This is a genomic window from Sphingomonas sp. LH128 (assembly GCF_000293195.2).
GTDB classification, from domain to species: Bacteria; Pseudomonadota; Alphaproteobacteria; order Sphingomonadales; family Sphingomonadaceae; genus Novosphingobium; species Novosphingobium resinovorum_A.
Window position 1 is genome coordinate 1 of record NZ_ALVC01000315.1, and the last position, 3,432, is coordinate 3,432.

The window sequence follows — 3,432 nt, forward strand, 5'->3', positions numbered from 1 at the left end:
CCGCCGAAGAAGGCGAAAGCCGCAACATGGCCTTCGCAAAAAGCCTCCGCGACCTCGGCAGGATAGGCTTTGAAAAACGGCGCATCACTATGCGGCAGGTCCATGCAGAAATAGTGAAACCGAACCAGCTTGCCATCGATGATCCCGTCGGCCTCGCCAAAGTCCACCTGAGCGTGGCCCGGCTTGTGGCTCAGCGGGATAAATACCTCGCGACTGCGCAGCTTGGCACCGGCCACATAATCGCGAACAATCGTTATGCCGCCGGTGAAGCCATGCTCATCGCGCAGCCGCTCGAAGATACGGGCAGCAGTGTGCCGCTGTTTGCTATGGACCGTGCGATCATCCTCCAGGATCTTGTCGATAATGTCCGTAAATCCGGCCAGCTTACGACCGTAGGTGCGACCACTTCGGCCATGTGGAGCCGGCTCCGCAAAGCACAGCATCTTGTCGATAGTCTTGCGGTCGATCCCGAAATACCGGGCGGCAGCGCGACGGCTCATCCCGTCAATCAGTACGGCGCGGCGGACCTTCTGATAAAGCTCCACTCTCTTCATCCTTCCACCTCCGCACAAAAGCGAAGGTCTAACAGGACTGGCCCTTTTCTATCCCGGTGCTCCGGTCCGATCCCTGGCCCCTTTTATTCCCGGTGTTCTCAGGTCGGCACGGATTTCCGACCGACCTTCCTGAAGGGTTTTTCGGCAGGGCTGACCTATTACAACATCGATTTCCGGGACCGTATCAGCACGCCTCCCTTCTTCAATCCTTCGCTGTTCTTCACGCAGTTTCCCAACAACTACATCATGGCGCCCACGGCAGCGCAGATAGCGGCCTTCGCGGCTCTCTCCGCCACGCCGCAAAACGCCGCGCCCTATATCGCCAATCCGAGTTCGGTTTATGCGCTCATGGACTCGCGATCCCAGAACCTCGGGCGCGTGAAGACCGATGGTCTCGATTTCAACGCCAACATGACTTACGACACCAGCTTCGGGTCGATCTTCGGCGGGGTTTCGGGGACTTATATCCTGACCTACAAGGTCCAGGCCTACGCCGGCGCACCATTTTCAGATCTGGACGCGAATGGGGTCTCCCGCCTGCACCTCTCGACGACGGGCGGCGTCAAGTTCGGGCCGCTGCTGGCCCAGGCGACATGGCAGCATACGGATGGCTACGCCACCGTACCTTCGGCGGCCAATTTGCAGCAGTCGAAGGTCGGTGCATTCAATGTCGTCAACCTGGCGTTCCAGTATGCTCCGGAGGGGCAGGGCATCTGGAAGGATGCAGGGATAACGTTGAACATCGACAACGTCTTCGACCAGGATCCGCCGCTGTTCAACGGGCTGGGGGGCGTCACCTCGCCGTCGCCAGGCTTCTCCGGATTCACGCTTGGTCGCTTTGTGCAACTTGGCATTAGCAAGAAGTTCTGATCGGTGTCGACGCGCTCCATGCCATTGCATGGTGCGCGTTTTGCCAGCAAATCGGGGGACAGTCGCCTCCGGGCGTCCGCTATGTTCAAGGGACCGGGAATGAATATCGCAAGATCTGTAATGACGCTGCTGCTGGTGTCGCTTGCCCCTGCGGCAAACGCACAGCCGCAAGTCGCGGACCAGGTTCGTCTTAGGCCCCAATGGCAGGCTCTGGATGCCAACAAGGACGGCAAGGTCACGCTGGCGGAAGTTCCCCCGATGTTGGCGGCATCGCTGCAAAAGAGCGATGCGGACAAGGACGGCGTAATCACGCTGGACGAGTATGTCGCCTTCGATCTTGATCCCGTCGGGGCCGGCCGCGTTCCGCTCGGCACCAATGTGCGCTTGATCGAAGACATCGCCTATGCGGGCACGGGCGATCCGCGTCAGCGCGTCGATATCTATCTTCCGAAAAAGGCCACGGTTCGGGGGCCACTGCCCGTGATCGCCTATATCCACGGCGGCGGTTGGGCTGTTGGGAGCAAGATCATGGCCCGGCCCAGCGTAATGGACCTCGTTAACAGCGGACGATATGCCGCCGTTTCCATCGGATACCGACTGAGCTGGCAGGATAAATGGCCTGCCCAGATCTATGACGTCAAGGCAGCGACCCGTTGGATCCGCGCAAATGCGAAGCAATATGGCTTCGACCCGAAGCGCATTTGCGCGATGGGAGATTCGGCCGGTGGCCACCTTGCCGCACAACTGGGAGTGACCAGCGGAGAAGCGTCAGCCGAAGGCAGCATCGGCGACAATCTCGGGCGATCCAGCAAAGTGCAATGTGTGGTCGATATGTTCGGCCCGTCAGATCTGACGCATTTCGGTCTGCCCGGGATACTGACAACTTTGCTGGGCGGTACAGTGGCGGAGAAAGGCGATGTCGCGCGGGACGCTTCGCCTATTTCCCATGTCGATGCCAGTGATCCACCCTTTTTGATTATCCAGGGTACGAAGGATCCGCTCGTCAACTACCAACAATCCGTTTCCCTGGATGCGGCTCTGCGCAAGGCTGGGGTCCCGGTGTTTTTCCAGACGGTAGAAGGCGGCGGCCATGGCGACTTCGGTTCGGCATCGCCGGAAATCGCCAAACGCATTCGAGCGTTCCTGGAGCATAATTTCTACGACCCGGCTGTGCCGGTTCCGACGGACGTTTTGCATAAGTGATGTGACAGGTGGCAAGCTTCCGACCCGTGAAAGCAATGCGATCGATTATCTGGACGCAGCGAATTTCGACGACCCCATCAGTTCATTACCGATCGTATCTGACTTCTTTGCGATTTCTTCGACGCCCCGGATTTACGGCCCCGACCATAGTCGACTTCACCCTCGCTCACTCCCGCTGACCCGCCGATCTCCAGTCCTATGCTGGTTCCCATGGACATACAAAATCCCGTCCGCCTCGTCTTAAGCTAACGATGGAACCACGGCGTTAGCCATTTGCCCAAAATCTTCTGCGAAACGACAATAATTTTCTCAATTTCGGCAGCATTTGCGACTGGACCTGCCCAGTCGTCAAGCGGGCGTGCCTCGGAGTAGAACCTCACGCGTCCTTCCCGTGGTCGATGGGCAATAGCCGTCCAAGGCCGGCACCTCGACTCTTCTCAATCGGTCCGTTCGCATCAATGCAATCCCGCTCGACTACTGAGGCATATTCGACCCTGCGAAATTTCGCCCCACATAGCGGGCGGACGATATCGTGTATTTCGTCCATCAATCCATCTTGAAGGCTCGTCATTGGTAAGGTCAGTTTTTATGATCGAGCGTGGACTTTCACCGCCAGCAATATTGGCGCGACGCACGGCCTTCTGCGTCGACACGAGCTTTAAAATGACGATGATGCCACTCGCTTCTGTCCGGTTTCCGCAAGCGGTTCCTGTTCGTTCTTCCTTGGTCCAGAATTGTCTGATGTGTTGCATTGATGAGGTAAGGTCAATATGAGGGCGGAGCAAGGCGAGTCAGGGGGCGTTGC

General features: G+C 58.1%; 2 protein-coding genes and 1 pseudogene. 2 read left to right on the top strand and 1 reads right to left on the bottom strand.

Going from position 1 to position 3,432, the window contains the following annotated elements; all coding sequences use genetic code 11:
* Nucleotides 1-554, bottom strand: a pseudogene (locus LH128_RS34730) (IS21 family transposase); the annotation flags it as partial.
* A 246-nt stretch (nucleotides 555-800) separates the two neighbouring features.
* Here LH128_RS34730 and LH128_RS34735 point away from each other — a divergent pair.
* Together LH128_RS34735 and LH128_RS22810 are read left to right on the top strand one after the other, a co-directional pair.
* Nucleotides 801-1,424, top strand: a complete 624-nt coding sequence (locus tag LH128_RS34735) for a TonB-dependent receptor (protein WP_008832052.1) — start codon at nucleotides 801-803, stop codon at nucleotides 1,422-1,424.
* A gap of 120 nt (nucleotides 1,425-1,544) precedes the next feature.
* A complete protein-coding gene (locus LH128_RS22810; protein ID WP_008832053.1) occupies nucleotides 1,545-2,627 on the top strand; it encodes an alpha/beta hydrolase fold domain-containing protein in 1,083 nt (360 codons plus the stop codon).
* Nucleotides 2,628-3,432: the final 805 nt, after the last annotated feature.